Consider the following 18,275-nt stretch of genomic DNA (forward strand, 5'->3'; position numbering starts at 1 on the left):
AACATGATGAAAAAAACAGCATTATTGATTTGCATCATTGCAGCGTATATAAGCAATGCCGCGGCGCAGGAACCTAATAAAGAAAAAGGGGATTTTTGTCGTTACGTTAAAACAAAATCTGCTGCTGAGCAAGTGACTCTGAACTCGCCGAATGTCGTGTTTGATATCACCACCGATGGCAGTGAGAGCGCAGGCACTAAAAATACGGTTTTTTTAGGCCTCTCAAAGAATTTAGCCGATTTGAATAAGGCGAAGTACACCCATCGTTTAGCCGATACCGAGTGTCAACTCTATGAGCTTAATGATTCTATAAAAGATGTACTTGGGTTGAGTTTACAGTCGATTGAAAAAGGGTCTTTGAACTTTAAAAAGCAAGAGATACAGCGAACGATGCAAGCGTTACAAAAGCATTTTAATGTGACAAGTGCCAAGTTCAAAGCCCAAAATGCAACGCTTGTAGATGTGTACGACGTGCAGTCGTTGATAAAAAGAGTCAGTATCCTTGGACTTGAAAATGATTTAGAAATAGAGAAGATTCAACAAAACGCATCATGGCCTGAGGACGCTTCATTGAATGTCTTGATAAAGAATCTTGCTCAACTTGAGTCAGACAAATACGACATTTTGAATCAAATACAAAAGCAAGGAAATTGGAGTTTATCTCTTCAAGCAGGTGTAAAGAAAACAGCGAACAACTCAGACGCCATTTCTTTATCAGGCGGTCGTTTTTATGGTGCGCTCACCGCGAGCTATAACTTAGGCTCTGCAAAAAGCAGTCAATTGCTAGATGAGTCAAAAGATTATTATATGCTTTGGAAGGGCGAGGACAACAATGGGTACTTTAAGCAGTTGGGGTATTTATCCAATGAGGTCATGAAGACGCGGGAGATTGAAGAGAAGAAACTGGCTATATTGAATAAAGATGCTCAAAATAGCGACAATTTAGAGGCCATTTTGAAAAACTTTGACAGCAGTGAGGCTGAGAATTTCAAGCTAAAAGTCCTCTACAATAAATTGATGAACAATATTGATAGAGAATATTTGAAGTTTAAAATACAACGTCTAAACGAGCTGGTGAAAGAAATTGGAGTGGAGTAGAGCATTCGCAACACGGGCATAACTTTATAAATGCTTGTGTTGAAATTAAGCCCGCTTTTTAATTGAAACTTTCGATTAAAAAGCGGGCTTAATTGTTTGTCTCATCAAATTCCAAATTTATCGCGCAAACTGTAATATGTTGCACCGATGGCAGTGAACGGAACGCGGAACAATCGACCACCAGGGAATGGGTAGTGCGGTAATTTAGCGAACGCATCAAAGCGGTCACGTTGACCCATAATGGCTTCAGACAACACTTTCCCCGCAAGATGGGTGTAAGTGATGCCGTGACCTGAGCAACCTTGCGAGTAGAAAATATTGTTGTGTTCGCCCAAAGTGCCGACTTGCGGTAGGCGAGATACCGTGAGTAAAAAGTTCCCTGTCCATGCAAAATCAATTTTCACGTTTTTCAACTGCGGGAATGTTTTGAGCATTTTTGGACGAATAATTGCTTCGACATTGGCAGGGTCTCGTGCACCATAAATCACGCCACCGCCGTACAATAAACGGTTGTCGCCCGTTAAGCGGTAGTAGTCGAGCAGGTAGTTACAGTCCTCAATGCAGTAGTCATTCGGAATTAAGCTCTTGGCCAATTCTTTTGGCAGCGGTGCTGTCGTGACCACTTGAGTGCCGCAGGGCATTGATTTGGCGGATAGTTCGGGGACGAGATTACCCAAGTAGGCATTGCCCGCCACGACCACGATACGGGCGTTGACTCGACCATTTTCAGTCACGACCACAGGTTTCGAGCCACGTTCGATACCGATAACAGGGCTTTGCTCATAAATTTTACCGCCTAAAGACTCGATGGCGGCCGCTTCGCCGAGGGCGAGGTTGAGTGAGTGAAAGTGACCGCCGCTGTGGTCGATAGAGCCGCCGATGTACACATCAGAAGCGACGATTTCAGACATTTGTTTTTTGTCGAGCAGTTCAACTTGATTATGCCCGTGCTTTGCCCACAAATTACGTTGATGCTCCAAGTGGTGCATTTGTTTTTTAGTGAATGCGGCAAAAACCCCACCATTTTTCAGGTCGCATTTGATGTCGTATTTGGCAATGCGTTCGCGGATGATGCGGTTGCCTTCAAAAGCCATTTGTCCAAAAACTTTTGCGCCGTCCACGCCGACCTGTTTTTCGATGGTATCAATGTCACGGCTGTAGCTGTTGACGATTTGACCGCCGTTGCGACCCGTTGCGCCGAAGCCAATTTTGGCAGCTTCGAGGATGGTGACTTTGAATCCGTTTTCAGCCAGAAACAGACCTGTTGATAAGCCTGTATAACCTGCGCCGATGATACAGACATCAGTGTCGATTTCACCTTGCAGGGCTGGGCGTGCTGGTGAGGGGTTGGCGGTGGCCGCGTAATAAGTGGGTGCGTGTTGAGTTGTCATAATTAAAAGTAAGTCTACATCACAGGGGTTAAAAAGGTTTTTAGCTAAACCATGAGGGGATTGCAGTTGATATGTGCAGTCAACTTAATAATCAATCTTAATCCAAGTCGTTTTTAGCTCGGTGTATTTGTCTAATGCGTGCAAGGATTTGTCACGCCCATTGCCCGATTGTTTGTAACCGCCGAATGGCACGGTGATGTCATCATCGTTGTATTGATTGACGTGAACAGTACCTGCTTTAATGGCGCGCGCGACACGATGGGCTTTAGAAATGTCGCGCGTCCATACCGCGGCTTGCAAGCCATATTCGGTGTCGTTGGCTAACGCGATGGCCTCGGCTTCGGTTTCAAAGGACATGGCGGACAGTACGGGGCCAAAAATCTCTTCGCGGACGATGGTCATATGCGGTTTGGCTACGAAGATGGTCGGTTCAATGTAGTAACCGCCTGTTTCTGCGCGCGTTCGTGAGCCACCAGCGATTAGTTCGGCACCTTCTGTCTTACCGCTTTCGATGTACTTTAAAACCGAGTTCATTTGGATGTCATCGACAATGGCACCCATGGTGGTGTTGCCTTCAAGCGGGTCGGCGGGTGTGAACGATGCCACGTATGTGGCAACTTTAGCCATGAATTCATCTTTAATTGAGGCTTCAACGTATAAGCGTGTGGGCGCGTTGCAGCTTTCTCCTTGGTTGTAAAACACACTGCCTGCGGCTGCGGCTGCGGCTTCATCGAGATTGGGCGCATCGGCGAAAACGATGTTGGGCGATTTGCCCCCCAACTCCATCCAAGCCCGCTTTAAATTGCTGTTGGCCGCAGCCGACATGATGCGTTTGCCCACGGCTGTTGAACCCGTGAATGCGATGCAATCCACATCCATATGTTCTGCCAATGCCGCGCCTGCTTCGTGGCCGTAACCTGGCAAAACGTTAAACACGCCCGCAGGAATGCCCGCTTCAAGTGCCAGTTCGGCTAAACGTAAGGCTGTTAATGGTGATTTTTCAGAGGGCTTGAGAATTACTGAGTTCCCCGTTGCTAGAGCGGGTGCGATTTTCCAGCTGGTCATTAACAAAGGATAGTTCCAAGGCACCACCGCAGCGACGACGCCGACAGGTTCGCGCGTGATTAATGCGAGCGAGTCGCGGGGGGTTGGGGCCACTTCATCATAAACCTTGTCGATGGCTTCGCCAAACCAGCGCACTGTATTTTGGGCAGCACTGACATCGACCGCGAGTGCGTTGGATACGGGTTTGCCCATGTCCAAGGTCTCGGTCACTGCAAGCTCATGTGCGTTCGCTACGATTAAGTCGGCAAATTTAATTAAAATTTCTTTGCGTTTTTTGGGTGATAAATGCGCCCAACGACCATCTTCAAATGCGGCACGAGCGACTTTGACCGCAGCGTCTACATCGGCTTTTTTGCAACGAGCGGCATCGGTGAGTTTGGAGCCATCAATCGGGCTGATGCAATCAAAGGTTTCGCCATCAATAGCGGGTACGCGTTGTCCGTTGACAAAGGCGCGACCATCAATGCCTGCTTGACGTAAGGCGGTGGCTTTTTCTTTCCAGTTTATTTGAGACATGATGTTCCTCTTTGTATTTTATATATTGTGCTGATTATAAAGGCGTGCTGGGGTTAGCACCATCAAAAGCGTAAAGTGGACTTTATAGGCTGATTTAAGTGGTTCTTAAACAAAAAAGCGCAAGTTCTGGACTTGCGCTTTTAGGTTAATACGGGGGGTTAAGTCGCGTCACGAAAAGCCGCTGCAATTTCGGCATTGCGCTTTTTCTCACGTTTTTGTAACCAAATGCTGCCCGCAATCAATGAGGCGCTGACAAGGAATACTATGACAGCACCGAGGGCGTTCAACAGCGGTTTTGCACCTTGACGCGCATTGTCGAGAATCACGTTGGGTAAAGGTTTAACACCTGGGCCACTTAAAAATTGTGAAATCACAACGTCGTCAAATGAAATGGTGAATACCAATAACCATGCTGAAACCAAAGATTGGGCAATCAGCGGCAAGGTCACCAAGAAAAAGGCTTCTAATGGTTTCGCACCCAAATCTAAAGCGGCTTCTTCGTATGATAATGATAACTCTGAAAAACGGGCTTTAATGACCACGCTGGCGTAGGCAGCACCGAGCAGCGAGTGCCCGAAAATAATCATCATGTAGCCGCCTTCTAGTTTAAACAAAGACTTGAAGACCAGTAACAATGACAAACCCAAAACCACCTCTGGCATCACCAAAGGCGTATTGGCCATGCCGCTGAACAAGGTTTTGCCTGCAAAACGTTTATAGCGTTGCAATACGAAGGCAATCATTGTGCCGATGATGACGGACATCAGAGCCGACGCGGTGGCAATTTTAAGGGATACAAATAGCCCATCAAACACTTCAGGCGTTTTAATCAGCGCAACATAGCTTTCGATTGAAAAGCCATTCCACTTGGTCGGACGACCTTTGTTAAAAGAGAAAACAACCAATATGAAAATCGGCAAGTATAAAAACGCATACACAAAAGCCATCCACGAGCGGGCAAACCAACGATGTTGATTGTTCATTTTAATTCTCCTGCTTGTTCCTCGTATTTATTGAGAATCATCATCGGTACAATCACCAGCAAGATGATGGTAATTGCCAAAGCCGAAGCCAAAGGCCAGTCCGCATTTTGGAAGTATTCATCGGCCAGTACACGTCCAATCATCAAAATTTCTGCACCACCCAACAGTTGTGGAATGACATATTCGCCGACGCAAGGGATGAAAACGAGCATCAAACCCGCAATAATCCCCGCTTTCGACAAGGGGACGGTGACCAAGAAAAATGTCTTAAATGGTGTAGAGCCTAAATCCGCAGCAGCCTCCCAGTAACGCGGGTCGATTTTAGACAGCGTTGAATACAGAGGCAAAATCATGAAGGGTATGTATACATACACCATTCCAAACATCATCGAGAAAGGCGTGCCCATGACGTGCAGCGGGTCTTGAATCAAGCCAAAGCCTTGTAAAATCCCGCTGATGGTCGTGACTAAAAAACCTGAGTCGTTGAATAACACTTTAATGGCGTACACGCGAATCAGCATGGAAATCCAAAAAGGCAGCATGACAAATAACAATAATGTTGGCTGTAGTTCTTTGCGTGCGCGAGCCATGAAATACGCGAATGGATAGCCAATGATTAAGCACCAAAAAGCGGTCATGGCGGCATAATAAAGCGATGATAAGTAGGCGCTGCGATACGTGCCACCGTTGACAATGTCTTGCCAAATGGGAGCAAAGTTGTTTTTCAAAAACCAGCCGCCTTGACGGTAGATTTTATAAAAGCCACCGCCTGGTTCCATTTCTGAAATGCCCACTTGGAAGAGGTACAAAAACGGCAACAGCAGCATCACCAGTAACCAAAAATAAGGTAGGCCAATGACCAACCATTTACCGCGAGGAGTTTTGATATTCATGACGCCGCTCCTTATTGATAAGATGGCGCAATGGGTACAATGGCATCCGATGTCCAAGAGACATATACCGCATCTTCCCAAGTGAGTTTTTCATCGGTGAAGCGTTCGGTGTTGGCTATTTGGACTTTAATCATCTTGCCCGTGTTATCCAGCTGAATGTGGTACAAGGTGTCTGAACCGTAATACGCCATTTCTTTAATGACGCCATGACATTGATTGCCACGTTGTTCAGGTGCGTTGCGCGACAGCTCCATCTTTTCAGGACGGATGGCAATTGTCAGCTTGCCGCCCAATTCACCTGCAATGGCGTGGTCAATGACGTGAAGCGCATCTTCTGTTTGTACTTCTGCATGTGTTGGGGTCTCGACTGTAATTTCACCGTCTTGGAATAAATTGACGTTGCCAATAAAGTCCGCAACAAATTCGGTCTGGGGCATTTCGTAAATTTCACGAGGTGAGCCGACTTGTAAGAAACGCCCTTCTGACATAACCGCAATGCGCGAAGCCATCGTCATCGCTTCCTCTTGGTCGTGCGTCACCATGACACAGGTCACACCCACTTTTTCAATAATGTTGACCAGCTCAAGTTGGGTTTCTTCACGCAATTTTTTATCCAGCGCACCGAGCGGCTCATCGAGCAAAAGCAACTGTGGCTCTTTCGCCAAACTACGCGCGAGGGCAACCCGTTGTTGTTGACCGCCTGATAGCTGATGCGGTTTACGTTTAGCGTATTTACTCAATTGGGTTAATTTGAGCATGTGTTCAATTTTATTCGCAATGACGTCTTTGGGTAAACCATCACGGCGCAAGCCAAAAGCGATGTTGTCCCATACGCTTAAGTGAGGGAATAATGCATAAGATTGAAACATCATGTTGATTGGGCGTAAATAAGGCGGAATGGCCGTGATGTCTTTGTCTTCGAGTAAAATTCGACCAGAGGTAGGGGTTTCAAAACCTGCAAGCATGCGCAGCAGCGTGGATTTGCCACAGCCTGAACTGCCGAGCAGGGCAAAAATATCACCTTTGCCGATGTCTATCGATACTTTGTTAACCGCGATGTGGTCGCCAAATTTTTTCTCCAAATTTTCGATGCTTAAAAAAGACGGATTGGAGGATTGTTTTGGGTTTTGAGCCGACATGATGAACTCCTTGATAATGCGCGAGATGGATTATTTTTTAAAATAATTGTTTAAAGGGCAATAATGCAAAATCCCTTGAATTGTATTCAAGGGATTTTGTGAGGGCTTATTTGCCTGTTTTGAATTTGCGGAATGCTTCGTTCACCGCTTTGTTGGCTTCAGGCGATGCAGGCAGACGGCGTGGCGCCATTTGCGCCAAGTTTTCAGCCGTCAAGAAAATCGTTTTGTTATCGGCTTTGGACTTATCAACGAATTCTAATGCGGCTTTGTTGGCTGTCGCATAACCCAGTTTGTTGGTGATTTCAGCACCGACTTTAGGGTCAAGAGAGTTGTTAATCCAAGCATAAGCATTTTCTACGTTCTTCGCATCTACTGGAATCGCCATGGTGTCAAAAAACACAATGCCGCCATGACCCAAAAGAACTTTAATGTCTTTGTTGCCTGAGCGTTCAGCCGCGGTGTTTACGTCACCAGACCAAGCCAAAAAGGCACAGAAGTTGCCATCAGCAATTTCGTTGATGACGCTCGAGTCGCCGAACTTACGCACATCGGGGCGTACTTTTTTAAGCATATCTAAAGCCGCATCGTAGTCCGCTACATTAGTACTGCTGGCATCTTTACCAATGTATTGTAAAGCGGCAGGCATGACTTCCGTTGGCGAGTCAAGCATGAAAATGCCACATGATTTGAGTTTGTTGGTGTAGGTCGGATTAAACACTAAGTCAAATGGGTTTTCTGGCATGGGTGTGTCACCCAACGCTTTTTTGACTTTTGCTTCATTGATGCCCACGCCTGTGAAACCCCACGCCCAAGGAACGAGATATTGATTACCTGGATCCATTTTTGCAATTTGTGCGATTAAAGCAGGGTCTAAGTTTTTCAGATTGGGGATTTTGCTTTTATCGAGTTTTTGGTATTTACCCTGTTTGATTTGTACTTCGGCCCAAGCGGCACCTGGCACGACCACATCGTAACCTGAGTTGCCCGCAATAATTTTTGCATTCAGAGCTTCGTCGGTTTCAAAAGTATCGTAATTGACTTTCAAGCCCGTCAGTTTTTCAAAATTGTCCTTCATGCCATCAGGAATGTATTCAATCCAGTTGTACACGTTGACAGAACCTGAGAGTTTTTGAGTGGATGGTGTTGCACCCGCATCTGTTGCGGCAGGGGCAGCTGATTTTGGATCATCACCGCCACAAGCAGTCATGATTAAACCAGCGAAAATAGATAGGCCGAAATGGCGAATGGTTTTTGTGTTCACGAGGGTCTCCTAAAGTGAAAAACATTAACATCAATAAAAACCTGCAATAAGGCTGGCACGTGGCGGACGCTCTTTTTACCGAAGGTCAATCAATTAAATTCGATTACACTCACTCAAACAAGGTATTCCAAAAAAGAAAATTTGTAATGACCTAAATGTTTTCAATGTTCAAGCGTTATGGTACTGTTTTAAAAACAAAGAAACAAGAGAAAAAAGGCAAAGCAGGCTTTACACGGTAGTGTGTGAAGCCTGCTTTAGTTGTATTAAATAATCTTTTTTTCTTTCAAATCCGATAAGGTGGCGTCTAATGCTTTACGCGCCAAGCCAACGAGTTCGTCTATTTCGGCGTGACTGATGACCAGTGGCGGCGCAATAATCATTCGGTCGCCGACTGCACGCATGACCAAACCGTTGTCAAAACAATGACCACGGCAAATCATGCCAACATTGTCTTTTTCGTCGAAGGCTTCGTTTTTGGTTTTATCTTTGAGCATGATTAACCCCGCCACCATGCCTTCAGATTGAGCGTCGGTAACCAAGGGGTGGTCGTTTAGGCTGGCCCATGCTTTTTTCAAATAAGGTGCGGTGTCGTTTTTGACGGTGTTGACAATATCTTGCTCTTTCATCAATTTAATATTAGCGACTGCGACGGCACAAGCCACTGGATGCCCAGAGTAAGTGTAACCATGGTTAAAATCGCCGTCTTTGTATAACACATCGACAACACGGTCACTGACCATTGCGCCGCCGAGTGGTAAATAGCCTGACGTGACCCCTTTGGCAAAGGTCATGAAATCAGGTCGAGTGCCCATGGTTTCGCAACCGAACCATGTGCCTAAACGACCAAAGCCGCAAATCACTTCATCGCTGATGAGCAAAATGCCGTATTTGTCACAAATGCGTTGAATTTCCGGCCAGTAGGTTTTGGGGGGAATAATCACGCCACCCGCACCTTGCACAGGTTCACCGATGAATGCGGCCACTTTATCTGCGCCCACTTCTTTGATTTTATCTTCCAGCCAACCTGCAGCAATCAAACCAAACTCATCTTCGGATACGCCGAGTTTTAGACCATTTTCACGATAGTAGGGTTGGTCGATGTGAACGATGCCAGGAATGGGCAAATCGCCTTGTTCGTGCATCGAGGTCATGCCGCCAAGCGATGCGCCTGCGACGGTTGAACCATGATAGCCATTTTTACGACCAATGATGGTTTTGCGTTGCTTTTCACCTTTCAAATCCCAGTAGCGACGTACCATGCGCAAAATCGTGTCGTTCGATTCTGAACCTGACGAACTGTAAAACACATGATTAAATTGTGGCGGGGTGATTTCTGCTAATAAAGCCGACAATTCAATCGCAGGTTCAACGGACGTGTTGAAAAAGCTGTTGTAGAACGGCAAGATGTTCATCTGCGCCGTGGCGGCGTCAATTAAACTTTTTTGCCCATAACCCATGCTGACACACCATAAACCCGACATGGCATCAAGAATTTTGTTTCCTTCTGAATCCCATACATAAACGCCTTCACCGCGCGTGATGATGCGTGCGCCTTTTTTGGCTAAATCAACGTGGTCGGTGAATGGATGTAAGTAGTGAGCTGAATCTGCTTTTTGTAATGCGGCGGTTTTTGCGCTAACGGTCATAATCCTCTCCTTTGGGTAATTGATAATGAAGTGTACAAGAGCTTTTCATCGCGTGGTGAATGGATGGGGGGTTAATTTGAAAGTGGTTTTTAGGTGTAATAAAGATGCCAATAAAAAAGCGGCAGATGAGCTGCCGCTTGTTCAGAGTGCATTTTTATTGCGTTTGATTTATACATTTAACAACAAGTTTTCGCGCTCCCACGGGCTAATCACACGCATAAATTCTTCGTATTCAGCCTCTTTCACTGCCAAATACACTTTGACGAATTCGGGGCCGAGCACTTCGTGTAACTCTGGGCAGTCCGTTAATGCGGTGAGTGCCTCACCCATGCTGCGAGGGAGTTCAAAACCCATGCCGTTGATTGCACCGACGGCTTCGGCTTGGGGTTCAATTTTGTATTTCATGCCCAAATAACCGCACGCCAAGGTCACTGCTAAAGCCACGTAAGGGTTGGCATCTGAACCAACCACGCGGTTTTCAACGCGGCGGTTTTGAGGTGAGGAGTCAGGCACACGCATGCCCACGGTACGATTTTCACGCGCCCATTGCACGTTAATGGGGGCTGCGGTGTGTTTGGTGATGCGACGATACGAGTTCACGTAAGGCGCAACCAAAGCCATGGCCATTGGCATGTATTTTTGTAAACCACCGATGTAGTGCATGAATCTTTCGCTGTGCGTACCATCTTCGTTGCTGAAAATGTTTTTACCTGTTTTGGCATCTACGATGGACTGGTGGATGTGCATGGCAGAGCCAGGTTCATCTTGCATCGGTTTTGCCATAAAAGTAGCGAACATGTCATGACGAATGGCCGCTTCACGCAAGGTGCGTTTGAAGAAGAAGACTTTATCGGCTAAATCCAGCGGTGCGCCGTGTAAGAAATTAATTTCCATTTGACCCGCGCCCCATTCGTGAATCAGGGTGTCCACGTCCAAATCCATCGCTTCGCAGTAGTCGTAAATGTCTTCGAACAAGGGGTCAAATTCGTTCACGGCATCAATCGAGTACGATTGACGTCCCGCTTCTCGTCGACCATTGCGGCCAATCGGCGGTTGTAAAAGCTGGTTGGGGTCTGGGTTGCGGGCGACCAAGTAGAACTCTAATTCAGGCGCCACAATGGGTTTCCAGCCTTCAGCCGCAAACAGCGACTCCACTCGGCGTAAAACGGAGCGCGGAGCGAACTCAACTAAAGTGCCGTCCATTTTGAAACAGTCATGCAAGACTTGGGCGGTTGCATCATTTGCCCAAGGCACGAGACGAACGGTGGTTGGGTCTGGACGCAATTCCATGTCCATGTCCGTCGGGGCGATGATGTCATCTAAAATATTGTCTTCAGGGTATTCGCCCGTGACGGTTGAGCCAAAAATGGCTTCGGGCAAGCGCATGCCGCGTTCTTCGGAAAATTTATTACGCGGAAGTATTTTTCCTTTTGCAATGCCTGTGAGGTCAGGTACTAGGCATTCGACTTCAGTCACGCGGTTTTCGTCTAACCAGCGCTCCATTTCGTTGAAAGTAGTGAATTTTTGGAAAGTCATGATGTCTCATCCTTATTGTTTTAGGCGTACTCATACGGATTCTGTCAAAACCAAGTTTTAATAAAATCCGTATGACCATGCCCGTGTTTGGCTTCTGGATAGAAGCGGGGTAAAAAACGTTTAAATCTGTGCCGCAAAGCGTCGGCAGGCCGCACCAAAAGCGTCAAAAATAGCCCGTGAGTCGGGATGCTCGTGCATTTTCCATTCGGGGTGCCATTGCACCGCCAACCCAAAGTTGGGATGCTCCGCAATGTGAAATGCTTCGACCAAACCATCGGGAGCGTGAGCTTCAGCGACCAAACCTTCGCCTAAACGGTTGATGCCTTGTCCATGTAATGAATTGACGGTGGTTTTGTGTTTGCCCAAAATGCGATGAAGTAAGCCGCCGTCCACCAATTGCAAAGGGTGAGCAGGACCATATTGCTCCTCTAAATCAAGGCTTTTGTCCTCGCGGTGGTCGCCAAAGTCCTCTAGCTCATGCACCGCTTGGTGCAGGGTGCCACCAAAAGCCACATTGATTTCTTGAAAGCCACGACAGACACCTAAAATCGGGATGCCTCGTTCAACGGCCGTTTTAATTAGAGGTAAGGTCACGCCATCGCGCAATGGGTCTTGCGGCAAATGCGGCTGGGTAATGTCTTCGCCATATAAGGTCGCATTTACATTTGAAGGCGAGCCTGATAAAAATACACCATGAACATGGTCTAGCAAAATATTGACATCCAGTTCCGCGCCCATGGCTGGAAAAAATAAAGGCGTGCATTGGCTGCCATAAAAAACAGCATCTGTATATTTACGTTGCACCGTGTGAGAAGGGTGAAGCCCAACCAAATTGCTACACGCAGGAATCAAAACGATTGCATCGCGCTTGATGGCGGTGGTGTTCATGCAGCGAGAGTCTCCAATAATGATGGTATTTTATAGATACGCGACTAAAAAACGAGGGTGAGCGCGTACCGCACTGAGTATAGTTTAGCACTGCTTATTCGGACAGTGCCACTTAAACGGCAAAATTAAGACCACTTCAACAAAAAATGGTTTAAACTTCTAGCAAAAAAAACGATAAAAGCTCAACCATTTTTTGTGGTTGTGTTGATAAATACGTGAGTCCAGTTGCTCAATAGGGTGAGGAATAAATAAAGCCGTATCACGCGGACACAATCATCAAAGTGATTAGGAGAATATAAAATGCGACGAACGCCTTTAGCTGAACTTTTACAAAACGAGTTGGAGCGTCAGGATTTTCATCCGCGTCTCCCTGGTTACAAACGAGTATATGAGGCCATTCGGAGTGCCATTGTGAATCGCCGTTTGCCTGCGGGCAGTAAGTTGCCCAGCTCGCGGGATTTAGCGCACGAGTTGGATGCTTCGCGCAATATGATTGTTGCTGCGTATGACCAATTACAAGCCGAGGGGTATGTTTGCAGTCAAACGGGGAGCGGTACGTATGTGGCGGATGCGTTGCCAGATGGTTTTAGTGAAGACTCAACCTTGGTTAAGCGTGCTGCGCCTAAGTCCAAGGGCAGTGCTTTAGTGCTGTCTAAGCGGGGTGCGCGATTAACCCAAGAAAAAGGTGTGGAAAATTACGAGGTTCAACCATTTGCGCTGCGTGGCAAAATGGATTTGTTGAATTTTCCAATTAAAACTTGGCAGCGCGTTCAAAATCAAGTGTGGCGACGCGAAGACATTCAACTGTACGACTATGATAGTGATGGTGGTTATTTCCCTCTGAAAAAAGCGGTTGCGGATTACTTGCGGGTCTCGCGTGGCGTGTCTTTATCCCCTGAGCAGGTTTTGATTACGGCGGGCACGCAGCAGTCCATTGATTTGATTAGCCGCATGTTGGCGGATCAAAATGATGTCGCTTGGGTAGAAAACCCGTGTTATTGGGGGGCTTGGAGCTCGATGTATGCCAACGATTTGAGCATTCGCCCCATTAATGTGGATCATGATGGCATGAATCCGTCCGCAGCCGATTTAAACAGCCTGCCGCCTAAGTTTATTTATGTCACGCCGTCTCATCAGTATCCAACGGGTGCGGTCATGTCTTTGGCGCGACGCAAGCAGCTGATTGAGTATGCCCAGCGGGTGGGGGCATGGCTGTTGGAAGATGATTATGACAGCGAGTTTCGTTATTCAGGTCGACCCATTGCATCGTTGCAAGGTTTGGCGACAGAGGCGGGGATTGACCGTGTGTTGTATATGGGGACGTTTTCTAAGGTGATTTATCCAGGGATTAAGTTGTCTTATTTGGTGCTGCCAGAACCATTGATTGGCGCATTCAAAACAGCGTTGTATGATTTGTATCGCCCTGGGCAATTGCATTTACAAGCAGCGTTAGCGGAGTTCATCGAGCAAGGTCACTTCACGACGCACATCCGACGGTTGCGCCAAGCCTACGCCCAACGGCGCACCTTGTTATTGGCGGTGTTGGAGAAAAATTTAGCGGGCAAAATTCAACAAGTGGTCGTTGATGCGGGCTTGTTGTTTTTGATTCGTTTACCGCCGCATATTGATGATTTGGCATTGGCTGCAGAATGCCAAGCTCAAGGCCTGTCTGTTCGTGCGTTGTCACGCTATTACATTGGGCCCACCGAAGCGCGGGGCTTGGTGGTTGGCTTCGCTTATGTTGATACCAATGACTTGGTCGATTGCGGCCAGCGTTTGGGACTGTTGATTAAATCCGTGCTCTCTTAAGTGGGTCTCAGCATGAATTTGTATTTCAAGCTAGAATCAGTGCTCGTTGAACCCCTTACCGATGAGGACTTTGAGTAAAACCGTATGATGCCCAAAAATTACCCCACCATAGATCAGTTCGTTGGCAATACGCCTTTGGTTAAAATCCAGCGTATCGGCGCAGAATTGCTGTCCGCTCGTCAAAATATTTTATTGGCGAAGCTTGAAGGCAATAATCCAGCGGGTTCGGTTAAGGACAGACCCGCCTTGTCGATGATTTTAGAAGCCGAGCGTCGTGGCGACATTAAAGCGGGTGACACTTTAATTGAAGCAACCAGTGGCAATACGGGCATCGCGTTGGCGATGGTGGCGGCAATGCGTGGTTATAAGATGATTCTCATCATGCCCGATAATTTGAGTGTCGAGCGTCGATTGTCGATGCAAGTGTATGGGGCTGAATTGATTTTGACGCGAGCAGAAGATGGCGGCATGGAATATGCGCGTGATTTGGCCTTGCGTATGCAAGCTGAGGGTAAAGGCAAAGTGCTTAATCAGTTCGCCAATACAGACAACCCATTGGCGCATATTCGCACAACAGGGCCAGAAATTTGGCGTGATACGGATGGCGAGGTGACCCATTTTGTCAGCGCAATGGGCACAACTGGAACGATAACGGGTGTCAGCACCTATCTAAAGTCAAAAAACTCAAATATTCAAATTGTCGGTGCGCAGCCAGCCGAAGGCTCGAGTATTCCGGGGATTCGTAAATGGCCTCCTGAATACATGCCCGAGATTTTTAATGCCAGCCTTGTCGATAAAGAAATTTTAGTTGAGCAGTCCGATGCTGAACGAATGGCGCGTCAAATGGCGACAGAGGAGGGCATTTTTGCAGGGGTGTCTTCGGGCGGAGCGTTGTGGGCAGCGTTAGAAGTCGCTAAAACAGTTCAAAATGCAACCATCGTTTTTATTGTATGCGACCGTGGCGATCGTTATTTGTCCACGGGCGTGTTTGGCTGATTGTTTTTTTAGGCTGGCTTTAGGCTGGTAAATTCAGAGCGGGTTTCAAAGTTCGACGACTTAAACTTTGTTGTTCATTTGGAGTAACATCTGTGTTGTTTTATTCAGCATGTCGTTTGCCACAGCATCATATGCCCGTTGTAAAGCGAATCCAAACGCGTATGCGTCCGCACCGCCGTGGCTTTTAAATACAACGCCACGTAACCCCAGCAATGCGGCACCGTTGTAACGGCGATTGTCAATTTTGTCGCGAAAAGCATTCAAAGCGGGCATGGCTGCAGCCGCTCCTGCGCGTCGCCACCATGTTTGTGTCAGCTCATCCATCAGCCGAGTGCGAATCATTTTGGTTAGGCCTTCTGCGGTTTTAAGCAACACGTTACCGACGAAACCGTCACAGACAATCACGTCCGTTCCACCCATAAAAATAGAATCGCCTTCAACATTACCGATGAAGTTGATGGGCGTATCTTTCAATAAAACGGCTGCTTGTTTGACCACCTCATTGCCTTTGATGTCTTCATGGCCAATGTTTAACAAGCCCACTCGTGGAGTGCTGATGTTTTGGGTGGCGGAGACCAACGCGCTGCCCATGAGGGCAAATTGTTGCAGATGTTCTGCGGTGCAGTCCACGTTTGCACCCAAATCAAGGACCGTTGTGCCCGTATTGTCAAGATTAGGCATAATCGAAGCAATTGCAGGACGGTCAATGTCATCTATGGTTTTGAGGACAAAACGTGCAATGGCCATGAGCGCACCCGTGTTGCCTGCGGAGATGGCCGCTTGTGCGTCACCATCTTTGACTTGATTGATGGCCACGCGCATGGAGGAGTCTTTTTTGCGGCGTAATGCCACTTCGACTGCGTCATCCATTGCAACCACTTCGCAGGCGTGAACCATGCGAATGCGTGGATGGTTAATTAGATTTTTAGCTTGAACATGAGCGCGAATCTGCTTCTCATCGCCGACAAGGATTAAACGGGCATGCGGATGACTGTTTAAAAAGGCTTCGCAAGCGGGTACGGTCACTGTTAATCCTGTGTCACCCCCCATCATGTCAACCGCCAATGTGATGATAGGGTGCGTATTCGAGGATAAGAGATTTTGATTCATCAGTGATCCGATTGTTTTTTGATACAATGACAAAAAGCTGGTCAATGCCAGCTTATATGTCGCTTCAAACGTTTACAACGAAAAAGCCACTTGCAGTGACTGTGCTTGACAATTATTCGTCGTTTTTCGTTTTCATCACTTTTTTGCCACGGTAAAAACCGTTAGGGCTGATGTGATGACGCAAATGCACTTCGCCAGTGACTGGCTCAACCGCAGTAGCAGGACCTGTTAAAAAGTCGTGCGCACGGTGCATGCCGCGTTTCGAAGGTGATTTTTTGTTTTGTTGAACTGCCATTTCAATTCTCCTAATTGGGAATTGAGTATTTTAGACAACTTTACGTCATTTGCCAAGACTTATTTTGAATGACAGGACAAATGAGGGTGTCTTGCGGGGATTATGCGACAGTACATGCCTTTTTATCCGTTGAGCTGGGCGTGTTCGTGTGCATATAGTCTTGCCGATAGGTGGTGTATGTGTTTTTTGAATTAGGAGTGGCTTGGATGAAACCTTTTGCAACACGTCTATTCTTGATGTTGTTTGGGCTTGCAATGTTGATGCCATTTGAGTCACAAGCTGAACTTAAGCGCTCGTTTACAGTGTATGCGTTTCTCCCGTGGGGGAGCGGTACGGTAGGTTATATGACTGAATTGACGTCACTAGAAAAAGATTTAAAAAAAATGGGTATCCAGCCGATTTGGGTGGTTTATGAACCGCATTTTAGTAGCCCGTGGGGTGGTCAGCCGACGAGCCAAGTGAAGGTGGTCAATGAAAGCAAGCAAACATTGGTCATTGACGAAGAGAAAATTAAAACGGTGGCTTTGAATGCTTTGCGCCATCCAGACATTCCAGTGTCTTTTGATACTGAGTTTGGTTCTCGATTTAAACCAGAGACGGTTAAGTCAGGCGTTCTCGAAATTATCAGATTGTTCAAGAAGTACAATAATAAAAGCAAAGTCGGCGTGTATGCCGTTGCGCCCCAAGTGATTTATGCGTGGCAAGAAGACGCGGCGGCTAAAATGCAAATACTCAATCGAGAATATCGAGATGTGGCCAATGCCGTCGATTTTTTTAGCCCCATGATTTACTATCGTTACAATATTGACTTGCCCTCATGGGAAAAAGCTGCTGAATATTCGATAAATGCTGCCAAAAGTTATCGCATGGATAAGCCCATTATTCCATATGTGTCATTCGACTATAACGACCATAGCGAGGTCTCGGAGCAAGATGCTAAAAAAAGGATGACCTTTCTTTATGAGCATGGGGCTGCGGGCTGTATTGTTTGGGGTAGCAGTAAAGACAAAAGTTTTTTTGACCGACGTTCAGGCTGGAGCAAAGCCATGGTGGACTTTGCTGCGGCTCATCGGTGATGTTCGCTTCGTTGACCGATTCAAACTCATGATTTGAGTTTGGATAATACCGAAAAAGGCGTGATTTTTTCGCCCGAAGATGTGGGCAAGGCTTTATCACAGACGGTATGGGTAACGCTATGTGGCAAGCTTAAAATCACCTCGTCTTCCAGCAAGGCAAAAATATCAAAACTTTGGCTGCCCACGATTTTTTCGGGGAATTCGTCACCTGCTAGGATGGCGTTGATTTCATCTTCTTCGTTATCAAGTTCAGCCTCGCTATGCACCAAGTGCAATAGGTTATCCACGTCAATTGTTTGAGTCATCTCTTCAAGGCAACGTTGGCAGACCATGTGTAGCTCACCATTGATGATGATGTGCAACATGGGGTGTTGTGCATCATTGGTAAAGCCTGTGACTCGATAGGTCAAAGCCCCCGTTTTTTGGCTAAGTTCTGGGTGTAAGCGAGTCAAGTCTGCGATGCGTAATTCACCTTCAAGCGTCTCGTTGTGTTTGGCTAAAGCAAATACATCGTGCGGCCAGTGTTGGGTCGTGTTCGGGGTGGTTTCTGTGTTCATTTTTTGAGTCTTTCAT

At 46.9% G+C, this 18,275-nt stretch carries 16 protein-coding genes; 4 read left to right on the plus strand and 12 right to left on the minus strand.

What is annotated here, in order from left to right; translation table 11 throughout:
• Positions 1-3 precede the first annotated feature (3 nt).
• Positions 4-1,098, plus strand: coding sequence for a hypothetical protein (locus DFR44_RS06745; RefSeq protein WP_133620402.1), 1,095 nt, complete (start codon positions 4-6; stop codon positions 1,096-1,098).
• A gap of 104 nt (positions 1,099-1,202) precedes the next feature.
• Here DFR44_RS06745 and DFR44_RS06750 read toward each other — a convergent pair whose 3' ends face one another.
• From DFR44_RS06750 to DFR44_RS06790, 9 genes are all read right to left on the minus strand, one after another.
• On the minus strand, positions 1,203-2,489 hold the full coding sequence (locus DFR44_RS06750) for an NAD(P)/FAD-dependent oxidoreductase (RefSeq protein ID WP_133620404.1): 1,287 nt from the start codon (positions 2,487-2,489) through the stop codon (positions 1,203-1,205).
• Positions 2,490-2,573: 84 nt separating this feature from the next.
• The gene (locus DFR44_RS06755; protein ID WP_133620406.1) at positions 2,574-4,070 is read right to left on the minus strand and encodes an aldehyde dehydrogenase; all 1,497 of its coding nucleotides are present in this window, start codon (positions 4,068-4,070) and stop codon (positions 2,574-2,576) included.
• A gap of 158 nt (positions 4,071-4,228) precedes the next feature.
• Positions 4,229-5,053 carry an ABC transporter permease gene (locus DFR44_RS06760; protein WP_133620408.1) on the minus strand — a complete coding sequence of 275 codons (825 nt, stop codon included), beginning with the start codon at positions 5,051-5,053 and terminating at the stop codon, positions 4,229-4,231.
• Positions 5,050-5,946 carry an ABC transporter permease gene (locus tag DFR44_RS06765; RefSeq protein WP_133620410.1) on the minus strand — a complete coding sequence of 299 codons (897 nt, stop codon included), beginning with the start codon at positions 5,944-5,946 and terminating at the stop codon, positions 5,050-5,052. The genes DFR44_RS06760 and DFR44_RS06765 overlap by 4 nt, the downstream gene beginning before the upstream one ends.
• An 11-nt stretch (positions 5,947-5,957) precedes the next feature.
• Positions 5,958-7,085, minus strand: coding sequence for an ABC transporter ATP-binding protein (locus tag DFR44_RS06770; protein WP_133620412.1), 1,128 nt, complete (start codon positions 7,083-7,085; stop codon positions 5,958-5,960).
• Between the two features lie 106 nt (positions 7,086-7,191).
• On the minus strand, positions 7,192-8,346 hold the full coding sequence (locus DFR44_RS06775) for an extracellular solute-binding protein (RefSeq protein ID WP_246012073.1): 1,155 nt from the start codon (positions 8,344-8,346) through the stop codon (positions 7,192-7,194).
• A gap of 263 nt (positions 8,347-8,609) precedes the next feature.
• Entirely contained in the window at positions 8,610-9,992 is a 1,383-nt protein-coding gene (locus DFR44_RS06780) for an aspartate aminotransferase family protein (RefSeq protein ID WP_133620414.1), read from the minus strand.
• 168 nt (positions 9,993-10,160) lie between these two features.
• Positions 10,161-11,528, minus strand: a complete 1,368-nt coding sequence (locus DFR44_RS06785; RefSeq protein ID WP_133620416.1) for a glutamine synthetase family protein — start codon at positions 11,526-11,528, stop codon at positions 10,161-10,163.
• Between the two features lie 120 nt (positions 11,529-11,648).
• Positions 11,649-12,416 (minus strand): gamma-glutamyl-gamma-aminobutyrate hydrolase family protein, encoded by a 768-nt coding sequence (locus DFR44_RS06790; RefSeq protein WP_133620418.1) that lies wholly within the window; start codon positions 12,414-12,416, stop codon positions 11,649-11,651.
• 300 nt (positions 12,417-12,716) lie between these two features.
• On the opposite strand from DFR44_RS06790, the gene pdxR reads away from it, so the two are divergent.
• Positions 12,717-14,225, plus strand: coding sequence for a MocR-like pyridoxine biosynthesis transcription factor PdxR (gene pdxR / locus DFR44_RS06795; RefSeq protein WP_133620420.1), 1,509 nt, complete (start codon positions 12,717-12,719; stop codon positions 14,223-14,225).
• A gap of 84 nt (positions 14,226-14,309) precedes the next feature.
• Positions 14,310-15,221 (plus strand): cysteine synthase CysM, encoded by a 912-nt coding sequence (gene cysM / locus DFR44_RS06800; RefSeq protein ID WP_425459564.1) that lies wholly within the window; start codon positions 14,310-14,312, stop codon positions 15,219-15,221.
• A gap of 60 nt (positions 15,222-15,281) precedes the next feature.
• Here cysM and plsX read toward each other — a convergent pair whose 3' ends face one another.
• Positions 15,282-16,295: a phosphate acyltransferase PlsX gene (gene plsX / locus DFR44_RS06805; protein WP_133620491.1), complete on the minus strand. Its 1,014-nt coding sequence runs from the start codon at positions 16,293-16,295 to the stop codon at positions 15,282-15,284.
• Between the two features lie 148 nt (positions 16,296-16,443).
• Complete coding sequence (gene rpmF / locus DFR44_RS06810; RefSeq protein ID WP_133620422.1) at positions 16,444-16,626, minus strand: 50S ribosomal protein L32; 183 nt, start codon at positions 16,624-16,626, stop codon at positions 16,444-16,446.
• Between the two features lie 206 nt (positions 16,627-16,832).
• On the opposite strand from rpmF, the gene DFR44_RS06815 reads away from it, so the two are divergent.
• Complete coding sequence (locus DFR44_RS06815; RefSeq protein WP_133620425.1) at positions 16,833-17,702, plus strand: hypothetical protein; 870 nt, start codon at positions 16,833-16,835, stop codon at positions 17,700-17,702.
• Positions 17,703-17,728: 26 nt separating this feature from the next.
• Here the strand turns inward: DFR44_RS06815 and DFR44_RS06820 are convergent, their stop codons facing one another.
• Positions 17,729-18,259 carry a YceD family protein gene (locus DFR44_RS06820; protein WP_133620427.1) on the minus strand — a complete coding sequence of 177 codons (531 nt, stop codon included), beginning with the start codon at positions 18,257-18,259 and terminating at the stop codon, positions 17,729-17,731.
• Between the last annotated feature and the right edge of the window lie 16 nt (positions 18,260-18,275).

This window comes from Hydromonas duriensis (genome assembly GCF_004363775.1).
Taxonomy (GTDB): domain Bacteria; phylum Pseudomonadota; class Gammaproteobacteria; order Burkholderiales; family Burkholderiaceae; genus Hydromonas; species Hydromonas duriensis.